Consider the following 15,420-nt stretch of genomic DNA (forward strand, 5'->3'; position numbering starts at 1 on the left):
ATGAATAAAAGCAGCGGAAAGCTTCTTTGTGCCGCGGCGGCAGCAGGCGCTTTTTTATATTGGCAGGATAATGGGCTGATGGTCAGCCAACAGTATTATAAAGGAGATGTCCCCGAGGCCTTTCATGGCTTTAAAATTCTGCATATTTCTGATTTGCAGAACAAGAGATTCGGAAAAAAACAGAAAAACCTGATCTATCGTGCAGAATGTTCCTCTCCGGATATGATCGTAATTACAGGAGACCTTATCGACAGAAACCGCACAAACCTGGATGCGGCAATGGAACTGATTGATGCCATTGTAGACCTGGCACCGGTATACTATGTTTCTGGGAATCATGAGCATCAATCCGGCCGTTTTGAGGAACTGGCGGAACGTCTGACCAAAGCCGGTGTTAAAGTTATGAACAACGGCAAAACCGTAATAGAACGAGATGGCGATACCATCGTACTGCTGGGGCTGACAGATAAATGGGCAAATCCCCATTATCGCAGTATTCTGCATATGCTGTGCCAGGGACAGGAGGATGCCTTTAAAATTCTTCTTTCCCATCGGCCGGAGCTGTTCGAGGAATACGTGGAAGAAGAGATCGACCTCATCTGCTGCGGACATGCTCACGGCGGTCAGATCCGCCTGCCGGGCATTAACGGTGTCTTTGCCCCGAATCAGGGCTTCCTGCCTGCCTATACAGCAGGTATGTATCGCGAGGGCAAAACAGCTATGGTCGTCAGCCGCGGCCTGGGCAACAGTTCTTTCCCTTTTCGTATCGGCAACAGGCCGGAACTGGTGGAAATCACCCTGATGCGGAAGGGAAGCAAGTGACCCTGTACAGCGGAGGGAAATTTTGATAGAATAAGATGATGCCCTTGGGCGAAATCATAGAAAAAAGAAAGGATGAAAAATCATGGCAAAAAATCCTGTTGTTACTTTTCAAATGAAAGACGGTGGCGTGATTAAGGCGGAACTGTATCCCGAAATCGCACCCAACACAGTCAATAACTTTATTTCTCTGGTGCAGAAGCATTTTTACGATGGACTGATTTTCCACCGCGTAATCCGCGGTTTTATGATCCAGGGTGGGTGTCCCGAAGGCACCGGTATGGGCGGCCCCGGCTATTGCATCCGTGGAGAATTCAGCTATAATGGATTTAAAAATGATTTGAGACATGAACCCGGCGTACTGTCTATGGCACGTGCAATGCACCCCAACAGCGCAGGTTCTCAGTTCTTTATCATGCACGAGACTTCCCCTCATCTGGACGGACAATATGCCGCTTTTGGTAAAGTTATTGAAGGCATGGATGTCGTTAACCGTATTGCGGAAACAAAAACCAGCCGTGGAGACAGACCTCTGGAAGATCAGGTTATGGAACAGGTTACCGTTGATACTTTTGGCGAAACATACCCCGAACCTGAAAAAATGTAAAAACGGAAACAGTGCAGCCCCCTCAAGAAAACATGTGGCTTTTTGATTTCTTGTTTTCTTAGGGGGCTGACTGACTCTATTAGTTTGCAATTTTTAATATAACGGTGAAACTTGTTTTCCTGCGCGGACGACCCAAATCCTCATGACATTTTTTCTGTACTTGGAAAAAAACTCTTGCATTTGGGTTCATATTATGGTATTATAGTCAAGCAGTTTGATCTGCGGCTGTGGCGGAACTGGCAGACGCACCAGACTCAAAATCTTGTTCGTCTATTCACAGGCGTTTTTGTAAAACCCTTGGAATTACAGCTTCTTTTCAACTGAATAACTGCATTTAGTTTTAATATCCCTCCCGCATATCCCTCCAAAATCAGAGATATGCAGGACACAGGGAATTAAAATATAAATGCCGGTGTGGCGGAATTGGCAGACGCACCGCACTCAAAATGCGGCGGAGCAATCCGTGCCGGTTCGAGTCCGGCCACCGGCACCAGAATTTTCAGCCCTGAACTTCCAGAGTTCAGGGCTTTTTTACTGCCCGATAGTCTGTACTCTGGTGTTTTCCGGGTAAAATGCGAGAATTGCATTTGCCGACGAAACCTTGCTGCTATAATCAAGGTGGGTGTAAATATTCGATGTCGTTCCGATGTCGCTATGCCCCAGCCACTCCTGAATCTCTTTCAGGCTGACGCCGTTGGCGTAAAGAAGGCTGGCACAGCTATGGCGGAGATCGTGGAAACGGATTTTTTTCAATCCGTGGTTTTTCAATACAATCTCGAAATGCTGGGTGATGAAGTTTGGTTTAACAAGTTCGCCCATTGCATTTACATAGATATAATCCAGATATTCTTTGCAATAGGCAGCACCGCATACCTTTTGATTGACAAGCTGCTCTTGCTTCAATCGCCGCAGCAGTTCTTCAAAGGGCGGGACCAACGGTAAGGTCCGGTAACTGGACTTTGTTTTCGTCCGGTCCTTCTGTACGGTGATGTTCTTGCCATCCACATTGACTTGCGTAACGGTATGCTTTATGCTGATTGTCTTTTTTTCAAAGTCAATCGCATCCCATTTCAGTCCGACTACCTCGCTCCGCCGCAGTCCGTAAAATGCGGCAAGAATAACGCCCAGCTCAATGGGGTCTCCCTTTACAGTCTTGAAAAGAGTTTCCAGCTCTTGCTGGTTGTAAATCGTCGCAAGGTATTTGTCCTTCCGGGGCCGCTCTACACGGTCAGCGGGGTTCGACTTAATGAGGCCGATCTGGAACGCATACTGCAAGCATTTACGGATGTTGGCGTGGCGATGAATTACGGTATTAGCCGTAAGTCCTTTACCAAGCTCAAATTGATAGTAATCCTGAATGTGCTTGGGGTGTTTCTCCAGGTCCTGCAAGGTAAGCATTTTGTCTTTGAAGTATGGGACAATGCTTCCCTTGATGGAATTGGCATAGGATGAATAGGTGGTCAACTCGACACTACTTTTCATCATTTCCAGCCATTCCAGAATAAAATCGGTAAAGAGTATGGGGGCTTCATCTGCACATGGGTTGATATGAGCCACAGGGTTTTCCTTCAGCCATGTCAACTCAACGGCGTATTGAAATGCCGCCACGATTATCTCGTGGTATTGCAGCAACTCCTGCGAAGAAGCCTCGCGTTCTTGCCTTTCATAGCGATAAAATGACTCCAGATCGCGTCCGGTCATTTTGAGCAGACCAATGGGATGCTTCTCAAAAAAAGGCTCAATCTGACTTCTAACATCGTAGGCATATTCTGCGTATGTACTTGGGCTAAAGGAAAAAGCATTTTCTTTCAGCCACTTACTCAAAAAAATGTGAAACGGCACATCTGCGTTTTCCAGCAGGTTTTCGGGGTTAAATTCTTTTCGGGTCTTGAGCAGCATTGCTTCAGCCCGCTTTTTATTGCCCTTTACGGCAAGTCCTGTGCTGATAGATTTGCTTTTTCGTTTACCGTCAGCACCTTTCCAGCTTAATATCATCTGGAAATATCCATTTTGTTCTCTCAGGTGGCCTGCTACCATCATCATTCCTCCTTTTTGCAGCAGCTATATTCACCCGCTGTTGACGGTATCATCGTACCATCGCCCTGTAAATGTAGCAAGGATATGAATTAGCTTCGTCTGATGATGTGCAAGTAATTCAATATGTGAAGTTTGGGAATTTTGTAGGTTCGGCCCACGCGGAAATGTTCAATGCTGTTTTCCTGCAACAATCGGTAGGCAGACTTCTCGCTGATCCCCAGCATTTTGCTCATTTGTGCGACGCTGACAATATCGGGATAGTTTGAAAAAACCATGCTGTAAGCGTCTTTCTGAGATATTGACATACTCATAATGAACACCTCCTCAGCGTGGAGAATGTCAAAATAGAAAAGCAGCCGCACCGATAAAGTAGAGGGTATATGCTAACCTACAAGTCGGTACGGCTGCTGTATTATAATTTGATTTCAATTCGTCACATTTGCCACGCACCCCTGACGATGGGAACATTCCTGGTCTCCGCTGGCGCGGCTGTCATAACTCCGCAGCGTCGTTTTTCTCGTGCGCCGCAGGGTTCCCCCCAAGTCTTTAGGAGGCCGTGAGGAAGTATCTTTAAGCCCCCATGCAGTCATCGCACCCCAAAGTGCCAACTCTAGGTTTCAGGCTTGCGTTGATCGCTCAGGACAGCCTGTTCATCACCTCCTTGGCTTGTCCTTCTTGGCGGCGCGCCTGATTCGCTCATACATGGGTTATGTACCAGAAATGCCGTCTATTCGGTTGTCAATGTGCTAACGAAGGTGAAGATTGTCCTTCTAATAGTAGTGAAGAAAACGGCGTTTTTTTGGCCATGTAAATTAAACTTTCTCAAATTTTTTTGCCAGATGCTTTAAGCCGCGCTTAATGCTCTTATAGATCCAGCTCTGATCAATACTTTCGGCTTGTGCAATTTCCTTGACGGTCATACCCAGGTAGAACCGGGCGTAGATCCACTTGGCCTGCTTGTCCGGTAGCTCCATCACCGCAGCATAGAGCTGATCGCGGAGCTGTTGGTTCTCCAGGATTTCTTCCGGGGTCGGCGGGCGCTGCACAATAGCCTTCTCAATGCCGTTGTCACAGTCCAGAGAGTATTGCGCTTTGTAATTATACATCTGCCGCAGGTAGAGTGCTTCGGCCCGTTTATCGGCCAGGAACACCGCTTGTACTTCATCGGTCACTTCCAAAAAAGTGTCTGTTTTATAAACATCGGGATAAAGCTCCCGAAGATTAATCTTCTGCATTATGTACCTCCATTTCGGTTCACGGGGTCAGCTGCCAGGTGAGCCGAAACGAGGGGGGAGAACGACAGTGTGGGATAGTTTCAGGCCAGTCTTGATTTGATTTTTCCCACACAAATGCAAAAGCGCCTGTGTGACAGCACGACACACAGGCGCAATTCTCGATATTATTCTGTATATTCCAACATTTTTCGCAATTATCGACACAATATATTGGAGGAATTAGGTGGCTTTTTTTAACTTGTGCTGTTGTTTTTCAAGCAGTTTACGCATAAAACCTCCAATATTTCTACATCTCTGGATACTCACCTCTTAAACGCCAAAGTTTATGTTATATTTCTATTTTATTGGGGGGAAACATAAAAAATTGTAAAACTAAAGCAGAATATCATACCTGCCATGAAGAAGACCATTTTTCGGCTTTCCCTCTTTTGTTATCCGACCGTCAAGCGTATGTTTTGGGTTGCAATCGCATTTCTGAAAGCCAGATCATGTTCTACAAAAATCATGGTAGGGGAAAACTCTTGAATCAGATTTTCAATTTGCATTCGAGAATAAATGTCAACATAGTTTAGAGGCTCATCCCACACATACAGATGCGCTTGCTCGCAAAGGCTTTTTGCAATCAACACTTTTTTCTTTTGCCCAGCCGAAAAATCTTCCATTTTCTTTTCAAACTGTATTCGTGAAAAATCCATTTTTCGTAAGATCGCCTTGAACAAACTCTCATCAATATGATTGGCATTTGCAAACTCTGATAAAGAACCGTTTAACATGGAAGTATCTTGTGGCACATAAGACAAGATCATTCCAGAACCCATTGCAACCGTCCCACGATGTTCAATTTGTTGCCCCATCAGTAACTTTAGAAGGCTTGTTTTGCCAGAGCCATTTTTCCCATCAAGAACAATGCGTTCGCCCTGTTTTATATCAAACGAGATTGGTTGGCATATATCTTTGCCATCAAAAATCGGTACAACATCAGAGAAAGTCACTAAGGTGTCTGAAAAATAGAGCAGTGGAGTAAGCTTCAAATCTTCTACTGTCTCCAAATTTTTAAGCAGGCGGGACTTTTCCCCGATTGCCCGTTGCTGCCGCGCTTCAATAGATTTTGAGCGTTTCATCATCTTTGCCGCTTTATGACCGATGTGGCCCTTGTCAGCTTTTATACCGCTGATTCGAGTTCCATTCTTGGTTTTTTCCACCTCGATAGACCAGCCTTTACTCTGTTGGGCAGCTTTTTTCATGCGCTCAATTTCTTTGCTCAATTTCACATTTTGAGCGAGTTCAAATTCTTGTTGACGTTGGAAGTTGGTAAACCAAGTAGAGAAGTTCCCGCTTTGCACTTCAATGTTTGACCGGTTAATGGATAAAATATGGTCAACACAGCCATCCAAAAAACAGCGGTCATGAGAGACTAGAATAAACCCTTTTTTCCGTTTCAGGTATGCCGAAACAGTTTCTCTGGCTTTCATATCCAAATGGTTTGTCGGTTCATCAATCAGCAAAAAATGTCCATCGTTTAGAAATAGAGCGGCAAGCAGTACTTTAGTTTGTTCCCCATTGGAAAGCGTAAAAAATGGTCTCCAAAGTACATCTTCACGGACTTCCAGATAGGATAATTCTCTCAACAGTTCCCATTCTTCTGCCATCGGGCAAACTTCCGAGAGAATGTCTGTAGTTAATTTGTTTTTATCGCTAACAGGATATGGAAAGTAATCAAATTGCACAGAGGATTGTATTTTCCCGTGGTATTCATACTTCCCAAGCAAGAGATTTAGAAAAGTCGTTTTTCCTCTGCCATTTCTACCGATAAACCCCAGTTTCCAATCTGTATCAATGTGAAAATTGACATTTTCAAAAATATTATCATAGCTGGATGGATAGGCAAAGGTGAGGTTCTCCACTCGGATCATCGACATATTGCATTCCTCCTTTCCGAGAATAAAGAACAAAAAATAAGAGCTGCAAGAAAGCCAATTCTTGCAGCTCGTCATAGCATAATAGTACCATTCCTTGTCGAGAATGATACAACTACAATATATCGAGTGAATAGACTTTTAACTTTCTTGCAATGGGCACAATGATACTGTAAAACACAGCATCACTGTATATTCCAATTTATTTGCAAGAAAAGTTAATCATCTTTTCACCTCACCTCTAATATTTATTTCAATATACCATAAGTAGACATATAAGTCAAATAGAAAGGCAGCCACAGATGATAAGTTACCCCAGCGAAGGTGGCAAGCAATGCTCCTGGATAGCCATTCGGCTTCCGGCGCTGCTTGTTGAGGGTATCCCCCAAGCCCCCATGAACGCAGAATTTCATTCTGCGGCTGCGCGTCCGTTGGACGCTTTTATCAGGCTATGAATAGCCCTGAATATGACTTTTGAGGGATGTGTTCTGTTGGAAAAAACAAATCGGGCAGCAGAATTGCCGCCCGATTTGTATGTGGACTGGGGGCAGTCCATTTTTATACCCCCTTGAGCCGTACAGGTGAACAAATACTTACGGATGAAGAAAAAAGTAAAGGGCTGGGCTTTTTTAGAAACGATGGTTGTGCTACTACTCCGAAAAAACAGAAGTAAATACTTCCTCTAAAAAAATTTTGTTGTGTCCAAATCTTGAAATGTAATTCGTTATTGAGTATAAATAAAAAAGGAGGCATATAAAATGGAAAAACTATTCTTTGGTGCAGGAGTTTTTGTTGTTCTGATCATTTTAGAGTTTGTAATGATGGGAGCTTATCAAACCCTGCCCTCTACAAAGGCCAAGAGAATTTTGACTGTCTTGTGCCGTGTCGTTTTGGGCCTTTTTACACTGGTATATCTTCTGTTGGTTGGAGCATCTCTATATATTGGCATTGACCTATTGATGAGTGGAGAAGTGAGCAAGGGTATTTCTGTTCTGCTCTTTGCGGTTATTATTGCTATTTGTATTTATATTTGGCTTCTTAAAGGCTGGCTTAAACATATCAAGCAAATGAAAAAATGAGAAGCAAACGAAACGGAATCCCCGATAGTGTCCGAAACTTTTTTCGGTACTATCGAGGATTCCGTTTATTTTGAGTTATCCGAGAACAATGTCCCAATAGCCGTTGTTGGGTTCAGGATCAGTACTATCCAGCCATTCAGCAATGGCAGTTCCAGGAGAAAGCAGGTTCTCTACAATGTTTGTAACAATGCCATCGAGATCGAGTACTTGCTTTACGCCAAACGCAGCAAGCGCACCAATTGCAGCCGAAGTAATTTTCTGGATGGCGATTTTTTTGCCAAATTGGGCAACGAGGGCTTTAACAGCTGCTCCAGTAGCCCCACCAATTGCAAGCGAGAGTGCTACATCCAAAGCAGCGGTAACAGCACTATTGGGAACACTCAAGTCAATAATTGCCCTTGTCTGGGGAACACCATGTTCCATCATATACAACAGAGAGTTGACCTGGGAAACAAACTCCTCCTCGTTGAAGTTCGGGTCGGCAGCTCTTTGCTCTGCGATGGCCCGGTTCATTACTTCATTGTATATCGCCAATTCTTCTTCAGACATTTCGGAAACATCCAAAGTGATGTCCGCAAAGGGATCATCGGTTTGAGACTCTGCAGCGAAAGCCGGGACAGCCAGACTGACCATCATAACGAGGGCAAGAAGGGCAGAAATAATTTTTTTCATAGTAGCATCTCCTTTATTCGGGGAATAGGTGAGAAAACTTCTGCTGTTCAGTTTCCTGCCCCATTGGAATCACCTCTCTCTTATAAAAGCTGTAATATAAACACATTAACCTTTAAGGATCATTTTCAGAAAGATTTATATCTTTGATGGGCAATCTGCTTCATTTACTTATATCCCGTAAACGAATAATGGAGGCTATTTTGGACAGTTGTTTTGAAAATTTTTGAAGTATTTTTTAGCGATCTATGACATCTTGATTTCACACTAAATAAATAGCCTGCTTCTTAATGCTAACTGTGCATTCCTCTGCGTCTTTGAAAAAAAATCTTTATAGTGTCCAAAATGCGAAATGTAATTCGTTATTATGTGCATAGCGCAAGTTTGAGGCGCAAACAAGCACACAATCAGCGGTGTTGCGGATTCTGCGGACCTGGAACTAACACTACCGCCAAAGTAGCCCACGCTATTGCCGGAACCAGAGCAGACCAAGAGTTTATGGAACGGGATTTTTAGTGGATATGGGTAGAAATGATAACGGAGGAGTGATAAAACCTCATCGGAACTTAATGCAGGTAAAGATGTTGCACAACTTTGTGTGCTCTAAGAAAATGAACACCGGTATATTTGAAAGGAGTCAGTTTATGAAAAAATTATTTGCTATTTCACTGGCCATCGTAGCGTTATTGGCTTTGGCAGCGTGTGGCTCAAAAACGACAGTACAAGATACCATATCAAAGGAATTGGGCCTGGATGTTTCTGGTGGTAAAGAGGTATTAAATATAAGTACTTACAGCGGTGGTGAGGGGACTTCTTGCGTCGCAGTTACCCTTGATGATGATACTGTTTTGGACGCAATAAAAAATAACACGGAATGGAAAGCATTTCCTCTTGACGAAACCGTACAAACTCTGGTTTATGGAATGGAAGATGGAACCAGCAAGGAAGGCCCATTTTTAGCTGATGAGAACGGAGATCCCATAGTGCCAGAAATCCAGAATGGCTATTATCTATTGATTGACCGCCATTCAGACACGAAAAGCAACATTTTAGAGCGTGGTTCATTTAATTTCACCGTGGGGCTGTATGATACAGACAGCAATACATTGTATTGCTGTAAACTTGATACCTAAGTAATTGGCAACGGCCGACCATGTGGTCGGCCGTTGTTGTTATGTTGTGTGGCGTTAGGCTGTAAAGTTGATGTTGATCGTTACTTTGTTCAGCACGCCGGTGTTCTGGCAAAGCCACGCCCAGTTGTTTACAAGAGTAGTGAAAAGGCTGCTGTAATCGTTATCCAGTGCAAAGTCAAAAATATCGTAGACATTGACCTTGTAGCTGGAACCGGACTTGTTAAGGGTAACGGTTGCGTTATGGAGAGCATAGAACAAATCAGCGTTATCCGATTTGGTGAACTCTCTTACCGCTCTGTTATAGGTTTTACCGCTGCTTTTGGTTGTGGAAAGGAAAGACTTGAAAGTAGATGTAGTTTTGATCTTAGCTGCAAAGGAGCCATTGTCTTCTGTGTAATTGATGCCCAGAACGGAGTGTTCGACTGCTTTTGCAGCGCAAGGATAACCAGCGAGTTTGGCCGCCTGAGCTGCTGCAAGCCATGCAGCTTTCAGCTCAATTGTGATACGCTGCGGGGCGCTTCTGGTTTCGGCTGCGTTGACAGAGGCAGAAATATCGTCAATATAGGCGTTCAGCTCGTCGATGGACATTTCCTGGAACTTCTCATATTCAGTAGCCAGGTAGTCACTATTGGAACGGACCAGCGGGTCGCTGCTTTTGGACAGAGTAGCTTCGGTGACTTCCAAATCAGGAACATTGGCCCAGGCCGAGAACTGGCTATCAGAAACAGCCGGAGTGGTTTCAGCGGCAAAGGCAGGAATGGAAATGGTACAAACCATTACCAGAGCAAGAGCGAGAGTAATAAATTTTTTCATAGTAAAATCTCCTTCACATGGGGAACGGGTGAGAAAACTGCTGCTCAATTTCCTGTCCCATTGGAATCACCTCCCTCAAAACGCAATTCGGATTCATTCAAACACATTGTTATATCGGAATTATTTGCAGGTTCCTTCCACAGAAAGTCTTGGTTGCGCCTTTCCTGCAAGAGTAACATCAACTGTTAATTGATAGGTTTTTCCTCTTGATACCGTTGCTGTGCCACTGAAGGCAAGATCTCCAACAGAAGATTTTTCCCAGGTTTTAAGGCACTGACTTCCTTGCCATAGTTTTATTACAGCATCAATGTCATCAGTCGGTCGATCCGCAGCAATGAATACCGTACAGGAAGCAGTGGTTCCATCAAAAGAGATACGTGGAACAACCGCCGCTGCCCTTGTTGATGCTGCATAGGCAGTGGACGAGAATAGCATAAGGAAGATAAACAAGATGGGTAAAATTCGCTTTTTCAAAGAGATGACCCCCTTCATTCGTTTATACCTCGTAAACGAATGAAGGGGGGTAAACGAATGAAGGGGGTCATTTTGGACAGTTGGATTCGGTTTTCTTAGAATTATTTTTTTTGGACACCCTCTGCCAATTTTATCATAGTATCTTCAGGAAGGTCTGCCATGATATAAAAAGCAAGGCCATTTTCTTCTGATGACCAAACCAGCATATTAGAGGACGTTTCTCCGTCAGCCTGATAGAAGTCTGCACGGGCATTACCAACTTGAGTAGATCGAGTCTCTGTATAGTCGGAAATAACAAACAGGCTTGCAGCATCATCCCCCCGCAAATAGGAAAATATGATACGCTGTCCCGAATCATTGGCATAAGTTAGATACATACCGCCATCAAGGTTCTGCTCTTTTTGAAAAGAAAAGCCTTCGGGCAGCCATGTTAGCTCATACTCTACGATAGCGTTTTCTTTTGTCGCGTCACCAATAAATCTGTACTCAACAAACGCCTCATACTTTTCCCGAACCCATGCGAAAAAAGCAGCTCTGGCTTCAACATCAACGGTCAACCATGTACCGCCAGCAAGAGCTACCACAAGAACAAAGCAGGCTGCATATTTGGGCAATTGATAGAGCACAGGATGATTTGCTTTGCGAAAGATGCGGCGCATTTTTCTTTGAAACGATGGGGAAAATTCACGTTTGCAGTCTGCTGGAGCGGGAAGCGAATCTCTAATTGCCTGATCAGCTTCAGCCGCTGCTTTTTTCAGCATTTCCTCACTTATCACAGGATTCCCGCCTCCTCACATAGTTTTTTCAATTTGTTTTTGGCTCGTTGATCCAATTTGATTGCGGCTGCAAGGGAGATGTCCATTATGTTGGCAATCTCTCTAACACTGTATCCATGATGATAGCGAAGCAATATCATTTCTCGATAACGGGCAGGTAATTTTAAGATACACTTTGTCAAATCGTTATTTCCCTCATAATGGGCCTCTGTTCCTTGAATATCATCAATTAGTTCGACAGTCTGGTGTTTTTGCCGCTTTCGATACTGATCTATTGCTTTGTTCTCCACAATAGTAACGACATAGCTATGCGTTTTTGGACACATTGGCTCACCAATTTTTTTAATGTTTTCTGCTACCTTTACGAAAGCCTGATGCACAGCATCTTCGGCATCCTGCTCGTTATGTAAAATATCATAGGCCACATGGAACATAAGCCCTTTATACTCCAGATAGATCTGTTCAAATTTTGACTTTTCCTCTGGAGTGTCAATCATTTGCAAATATACTAGCATAAATTCGACCCCCACAGTTGTTACTTACTTATTATATCGAAAATAGCTTCTACTTTCTATGACTAACATCATGAGGGCGAAAGAGATTTCTAGTTATTCGAGATTTTTTCTTTCTAGTGTCCACATTTGGAAAGGTAATTCGTTATTATTAAAGATAGAAGAAAAAAATTGGGAAATGCAGATAACAACTGCGAAAACTATCTGTTATGAAGCTTTTATTAAAGCGCAAGAAGTAAAGTGAGCTGAAAGGAATGACGAGTATGAAGATTTTTGTTTTTGGTCTATCTATGTTTATTACCGGTGCATTGGGACTAGCTATCCTTTGTGGTGCAGCCATGTTAAGTAATTATACAAGTGGCTCATTGTATTTTGTGGATATTTGGCGTTTGTTTGGTTTATCTAATGTTGTTATGTTTTTTCTGATAATAGGTGCTGTAGGTTTGATTTTCCTTATGTTAGATTTGGTGTTAATGATTTGGGCAAAAGTAAAAAGCAGCGGCTTTTAAGCCGCTGCTCGCTGGTTATTTCAATTACCTAGCGATGAGCTGCAAACCAAAGTAGCCATTTCGAGGAGCACCATTGGCGTAGCAGTCATCGTACTCATATGTAATGAGCTGAGGAATAGTATTCGGCCATACATAGGCAGTTTCATTTACAAAGGTGTAAACGGTGCAGGTGTAGTAGTATACAATTCGTCCTTTATACCCATTCGGAACGACCTTGCTGTAAGACTCGCTTTCTCCACGGGTATAAGACCCACCGACTGTGATGCCCAGGGCGCCTTCAACCGTACTTTTGGAGATACCGCCTTGTAAACTAAAGTCAGCATGGATCTCGATAGCCCTGCTGTACTCTTTAGTAACAGTAAATCCTTGATCTGCAAATTCAGTTGCAGGCTCATATGTGTTTAGAGTGTAACTGGATTGATTTGTTACTGTGTGGGTGTGGGGTGTGAGGCTGAAATGGTATGGTGTAGTTATTCCATCTGGTACGGTATGTCCATCATGGACAAGACCAGTGGCATAATCATCAGGATCAATATCCGGCATGGTTGTGACGGTTCCATCATTTGAAGGAGCAAGCGGAATAGTAATAATTTCGTTTCCATTTTCGTCAGTAGAAACGAGACCATATTCTTCTATGATTTCTTCCGTGATTTCATCTACATCCGCGGGTAGATATTTAATACCTTCTTCGCTTTCGGGACTGGCAGCAAAAACATTCACTGACATTCCCAGCATCATTGCAAACGAGATGATAAGAGACAAAAACTTCTTCATAAGAAATCTCCTTTAATTTAGGAATGGCTCTGTCACAACAAATGGTTGATTTTTGACGAGAAATAGCGTATAATAATAGTAAGAAACAGTACCACCGAAGGAGGTAATTGGATATGCCTACTATCAAAGACGCATTAGATATTATCGGTAAGTTGACTGTCGCAGAGCAGGAAAGCCTTAAAACAATGCTTTTAAGTCCTGCCTTTGTAAAGTCTTTGAATATTGAAGATTTCGTAGCAAAGGAACGCTTTGCAAATGGTCGTGTATGCCCTCTTTGTGGCTGTATCCATGTGGTTCGCAATGGTCATCGTAAAGATGGCACACAGCGATATGTATGTAAGGATTGTGGCAAGTCCTTCGTGATTGCTACGAACTCCATTGTGTCTGGTACAAGAAAAGACTTGTCCGTGTGGGAGCAGTACATTGATTGTATGATGAATGGCTTATCCATTCGTAAGACTGCTGTTGCTTGTGGGATTCACAGAAACACCGCATTCCTTTGGAGACACAAGATTTTGGATGCACTTCAGAATATGGCAGACGATGTTACCCTTGACGGCATTATTGAGGCTGACGAAACTTTTTTCGCCATCTCGTACAAGGGCAATCATAGCAAGAGTAAGACATTTGCTATGCCACGCAAGGCTCATAAGCGTGGTCATTCTACACATATCAGAGGCTTGTCCCAAGAAAAGGTATGTGTTCCTTGTGCGGTTAATAGGAATGGCTTGTCTATCTCCAAGATTACGAATACTGGTAGAGTTTCTACAAGAGATTTACATCATATTTATGATGGTAGGATTAAGACCAATTCCACTCTTGTTACGGACAAGATGAACTCCTATGTGAGATTTACAAATGCCAATGGCATTGACCTTGTGCAGTTAAAGACTGGCAAAGCCAAGAAAGGCATTTATAATATCCAACATATCAATAGCTACCATAGCCAGCTAAAGAGGTTTATGCGTGGCTTTAACGGTGTTTCTACCAAGTATCTGAACAACTATCTTGTGTGGAATAACCTTGTAAATTACGCCAAAGAAAGCGACATGGAGAAAAGGAACATCTTCTTAACTTTCGTTTTGGCAACATTGAAAACTGCTAAATGCAGAGATTTATCAAACAGACCAGCAGTTCCTCTGGTCGCCTAATTAGAATTTGTGGAGATGATAAGATGGTCAATATAACAGATGTAAAACAGATTCTTCAATTTGCAATAGATGCGGAGATTAAAGTCTTTCTTGATGGTGGCTGGGGTGTAGATGCTCTTCTTGGATATCAGTCAAGAGCCCATAATGATATTGACATTTTTGTAGAAAAGAACGATTATCAGAACTTTATAGAAATAATGAAAGCTAATGGCTTTTATGAGATTAAGATGGAATATACAACATTGAACCATACTGTATGGGAAGATTTGAAAAACAGAATTATTGATTTGCATTGTTTTGAATATACGGACGAAGGTGAAATTCTTTATGATGGGGATTGTTTTCCGGTAGAAACTTTTTCGGGTAAAGGAAGAATTGAGGAAATAGAGGTTTCCTGTATTGAACCATATAGTCAAGTAATGTTCCATCTGGGATACGAGTTTGATGAAAATGATGCACATGATGTGAAGTTATTGTGTGAGACACTTCATATCGAAATTCCAAATGAGTATAGATAACTGCAAATAACAGTTTGTAGGGGAGTTCTGATACTCCCCTATAAAAATGGCTATTTATCAACTGTTTGTTGTGACATAGCCTTAGGAATAATAAAAACCGTAACCGCTCAAATCCTCTCGTCCATCGGAATCACCTCTTTCTTTTTTGACTGCGAGTGCTTTGTCTTTTTTGTTTACCCCTTATAACGAATTTTCTGTTCAATTTTGGACACCCCTATTCATAAAATTCTCCTCTTCTGTAAGTTTGAAAAAGAACTCTTTCCGTGTATCTCATTTATGGTCGATGCTCTCAAAATCAGGACCATTCTCAACTAGGGCTTTTGACAGGCCTTTCTCGAATAGAACAAGATGTGAACTGTGACTTATAGATTGCAGGCATATTGCTGTAAATCAATGCA

The 15,420-nt window shown here is 42.8% G+C and carries 17 protein-coding genes and 1 tRNA gene; 8 read left to right on the plus strand and 10 right to left on the minus strand.

The features are described 5' to 3' along the window. From H9X84_RS04550 to H9X84_RS04560, 3 genes are all read left to right on the plus strand, one after another. Entirely contained in the window at positions 1-822 is an 822-nt protein-coding gene (locus H9X84_RS04550; RefSeq protein ID WP_205133116.1) for a metallophosphoesterase, read from the plus strand. An 82-nt stretch (positions 823-904) separates the two neighbouring features. Further along, the gene (locus H9X84_RS04555; protein WP_205133115.1) at positions 905-1,426 is read left to right on the plus strand and encodes a peptidylprolyl isomerase; all 522 of its coding nucleotides are present in this window, start codon (positions 905-907) and stop codon (positions 1,424-1,426) included. Positions 1,427-1,834: 408 nt separating this feature from the next. Further along, a tRNA-Leu gene (locus H9X84_RS04560) sits at positions 1,835-1,919 on the plus strand. Positions 1,920-1,957: 38 nt separating this feature from the next. On the opposite strand, the gene H9X84_RS04565 is transcribed toward H9X84_RS04560, so the two are convergent. The 4 genes from H9X84_RS04565 to H9X84_RS04580 all read right to left on the minus strand — a co-directional run bounded on the left by H9X84_RS04565 (position 1,958) and on the right by H9X84_RS04580 (position 6,617). After that, positions 1,958-3,469, minus strand: coding sequence for a tyrosine-type recombinase/integrase (locus H9X84_RS04565; protein WP_205133114.1), 1,512 nt, complete (start codon positions 3,467-3,469; stop codon positions 1,958-1,960). An 83-nt stretch (positions 3,470-3,552) separates the two neighbouring features. After that, complete coding sequence (locus H9X84_RS04570) at positions 3,553-3,774, minus strand: helix-turn-helix domain-containing protein (RefSeq protein WP_096920737.1); 222 nt, start codon at positions 3,772-3,774, stop codon at positions 3,553-3,555. 501 nt (positions 3,775-4,275) lie between these two features. Further along, positions 4,276-4,698, minus strand: coding sequence for an RNA polymerase sigma factor (locus H9X84_RS04575; protein WP_205133113.1), 423 nt, complete (start codon positions 4,696-4,698; stop codon positions 4,276-4,278). A gap of 431 nt (positions 4,699-5,129) precedes the next feature. Then, entirely contained in the window at positions 5,130-6,617 is a 1,488-nt protein-coding gene (locus H9X84_RS04580; protein WP_205133112.1) for an Lsa family ABC-F type ribosomal protection protein, read from the minus strand. Between the two features lie 755 nt (positions 6,618-7,372). On the opposite strand from H9X84_RS04580, the gene H9X84_RS04585 reads away from it, so the two are divergent. Beyond that, the gene (locus H9X84_RS04585; RefSeq protein ID WP_205133111.1) at positions 7,373-7,693 is read left to right on the plus strand and encodes a hypothetical protein; all 321 of its coding nucleotides are present in this window, start codon (positions 7,373-7,375) and stop codon (positions 7,691-7,693) included. A gap of 75 nt (positions 7,694-7,768) precedes the next feature. On the opposite strand, the gene H9X84_RS04590 is transcribed toward H9X84_RS04585, so the two are convergent. Further along, positions 7,769-8,365, minus strand: coding sequence for a hypothetical protein (locus H9X84_RS04590; RefSeq protein WP_205133110.1), 597 nt, complete (start codon positions 8,363-8,365; stop codon positions 7,769-7,771). Between the two features lie 641 nt (positions 8,366-9,006). Here H9X84_RS04590 and H9X84_RS04595 point away from each other — a divergent pair. Then, complete coding sequence (locus tag H9X84_RS04595; RefSeq protein ID WP_205133109.1) at positions 9,007-9,495, plus strand: hypothetical protein; 489 nt, start codon at positions 9,007-9,009, stop codon at positions 9,493-9,495. A 54-nt stretch (positions 9,496-9,549) separates the two neighbouring features. Here the strand turns inward: H9X84_RS04595 and H9X84_RS04600 are convergent, their stop codons facing one another. The 4 genes from H9X84_RS04600 to H9X84_RS04615 all read right to left on the minus strand — a co-directional run bounded on the left by H9X84_RS04600 (position 9,550) and on the right by H9X84_RS04615 (position 12,073). Then, complete coding sequence (locus H9X84_RS04600) at positions 9,550-10,308, minus strand: hypothetical protein (protein ID WP_205133108.1); 759 nt, start codon at positions 10,306-10,308, stop codon at positions 9,550-9,552. A gap of 120 nt (positions 10,309-10,428) precedes the next feature. Further along, a complete protein-coding gene (locus H9X84_RS04605; RefSeq protein WP_205133107.1) occupies positions 10,429-10,782 on the minus strand; it encodes a hypothetical protein in 354 nt (117 codons plus the stop codon). A 101-nt stretch (positions 10,783-10,883) separates the two neighbouring features. Next, positions 10,884-11,558: a DUF4367 domain-containing protein gene (locus tag H9X84_RS04610; protein ID WP_205133106.1), complete on the minus strand. Its 675-nt coding sequence runs from the start codon at positions 11,556-11,558 to the stop codon at positions 10,884-10,886. After that, positions 11,555-12,073: an RNA polymerase sigma factor gene (locus H9X84_RS04615; RefSeq protein ID WP_205133105.1), complete on the minus strand. Its 519-nt coding sequence runs from the start codon at positions 12,071-12,073 to the stop codon at positions 11,555-11,557. The genes H9X84_RS04610 and H9X84_RS04615 overlap by 4 nt, the downstream gene beginning before the upstream one ends. 260 nt (positions 12,074-12,333) lie before the next feature. Here H9X84_RS04615 and H9X84_RS04620 point away from each other — a divergent pair, with 260 nt between their 5' ends. Continuing rightward, positions 12,334-12,579 (plus strand): hypothetical protein, encoded by a 246-nt coding sequence (locus tag H9X84_RS04620; RefSeq protein WP_205133104.1) that lies wholly within the window; start codon positions 12,334-12,336, stop codon positions 12,577-12,579. 24 nt (positions 12,580-12,603) lie between these two features. Here H9X84_RS04620 and H9X84_RS04625 read toward each other — a convergent pair whose 3' ends face one another. Then, on the minus strand, positions 12,604-13,353 hold the full coding sequence (locus H9X84_RS04625; RefSeq protein ID WP_205133103.1) for a hypothetical protein: 750 nt from the start codon (positions 13,351-13,353) through the stop codon (positions 12,604-12,606). Between the two features lie 113 nt (positions 13,354-13,466). On the opposite strand from H9X84_RS04625, the gene H9X84_RS04630 reads away from it, so the two are divergent. Further along, positions 13,467-14,504, plus strand: a complete 1,038-nt coding sequence (locus H9X84_RS04630) for an IS1595-like element ISSag10 family transposase (protein ID WP_002837184.1) — start codon at positions 13,467-13,469, stop codon at positions 14,502-14,504. A 23-nt stretch (positions 14,505-14,527) separates the two neighbouring features. After that, positions 14,528-15,022: a lincosamide nucleotidyltransferase Lnu(C) gene (gene lnu(C) / locus H9X84_RS04635; RefSeq protein ID WP_019543803.1), complete on the plus strand. Its 495-nt coding sequence runs from the start codon at positions 14,528-14,530 to the stop codon at positions 15,020-15,022. The last annotated feature ends 398 nt before the right edge of the window (positions 15,023-15,420 follow it).

The organism is Anaerotignum lactatifermentans, assembly GCF_016902535.1.
GTDB lineage: Bacteria > Bacillota > Clostridia > Lachnospirales > Anaerotignaceae > Anaerotignum > Anaerotignum lactatifermentans_A.

What these genes read in the sequence shown, in the direction of transcription:
- H9X84_RS04580 (WP_205133112.1), bottom strand. Translation starts at nt 6,617, where the DNA reads ATGTCGATGATCCGAGTGGAGAACCTCACCTTTGCCTATCCATCCAGC.
- H9X84_RS04575 (WP_205133113.1), bottom strand. Translation starts at nt 4,698, where the DNA reads ATGCAGAAGATTAATCTTCGGGAGCTTTATCCCGATGTTTATAAAACA.
- H9X84_RS04615 (WP_205133105.1), bottom strand. Translation starts at nt 12,073, where the DNA reads ATGCTAGTATATTTGCAAATGATTGACACTCCAGAGGAAAAGTCAAAA.
- H9X84_RS04550 (WP_205133116.1), top strand. Translation starts at nt 1, where the DNA reads ATGAATAAAAGCAGCGGAAAGCTTCTTTGTGCCGCGGCGGCAGCAGGC.
- H9X84_RS04555 (WP_205133115.1), top strand. Translation starts at nt 905, where the DNA reads ATGGCAAAAAATCCTGTTGTTACTTTTCAAATGAAAGACGGTGGCGTG.
- H9X84_RS04565 (WP_205133114.1), bottom strand. Translation starts at nt 3,469, where the DNA reads ATGATGATGGTAGCAGGCCACCTGAGAGAACAAAATGGATATTTCCAG.
- H9X84_RS04595 (WP_205133109.1), top strand. Translation starts at nt 9,007, where the DNA reads ATGAAAAAATTATTTGCTATTTCACTGGCCATCGTAGCGTTATTGGCT.
- H9X84_RS04585 (WP_205133111.1), top strand. Translation starts at nt 7,373, where the DNA reads ATGGAAAAACTATTCTTTGGTGCAGGAGTTTTTGTTGTTCTGATCATT.
- H9X84_RS04620 (WP_205133104.1), top strand. Translation starts at nt 12,334, where the DNA reads ATGAAGATTTTTGTTTTTGGTCTATCTATGTTTATTACCGGTGCATTG.
- H9X84_RS04570 (WP_096920737.1), bottom strand. Translation starts at nt 3,774, where the DNA reads ATGAGTATGTCAATATCTCAGAAAGACGCTTACAGCATGGTTTTTTCA.
- H9X84_RS04600 (WP_205133108.1), bottom strand. Translation starts at nt 10,308, where the DNA reads ATGAAAAAATTTATTACTCTCGCTCTTGCTCTGGTAATGGTTTGTACC.
- H9X84_RS04625 (WP_205133103.1), bottom strand. Translation starts at nt 13,353, where the DNA reads ATGAAGAAGTTTTTGTCTCTTATCATCTCGTTTGCAATGATGCTGGGA.
- H9X84_RS04630 (WP_002837184.1), top strand. Translation starts at nt 13,467, where the DNA reads ATGCCTACTATCAAAGACGCATTAGATATTATCGGTAAGTTGACTGTC.
- H9X84_RS04590 (WP_205133110.1), bottom strand. Translation starts at nt 8,365, where the DNA reads ATGAAAAAAATTATTTCTGCCCTTCTTGCCCTCGTTATGATGGTCAGT.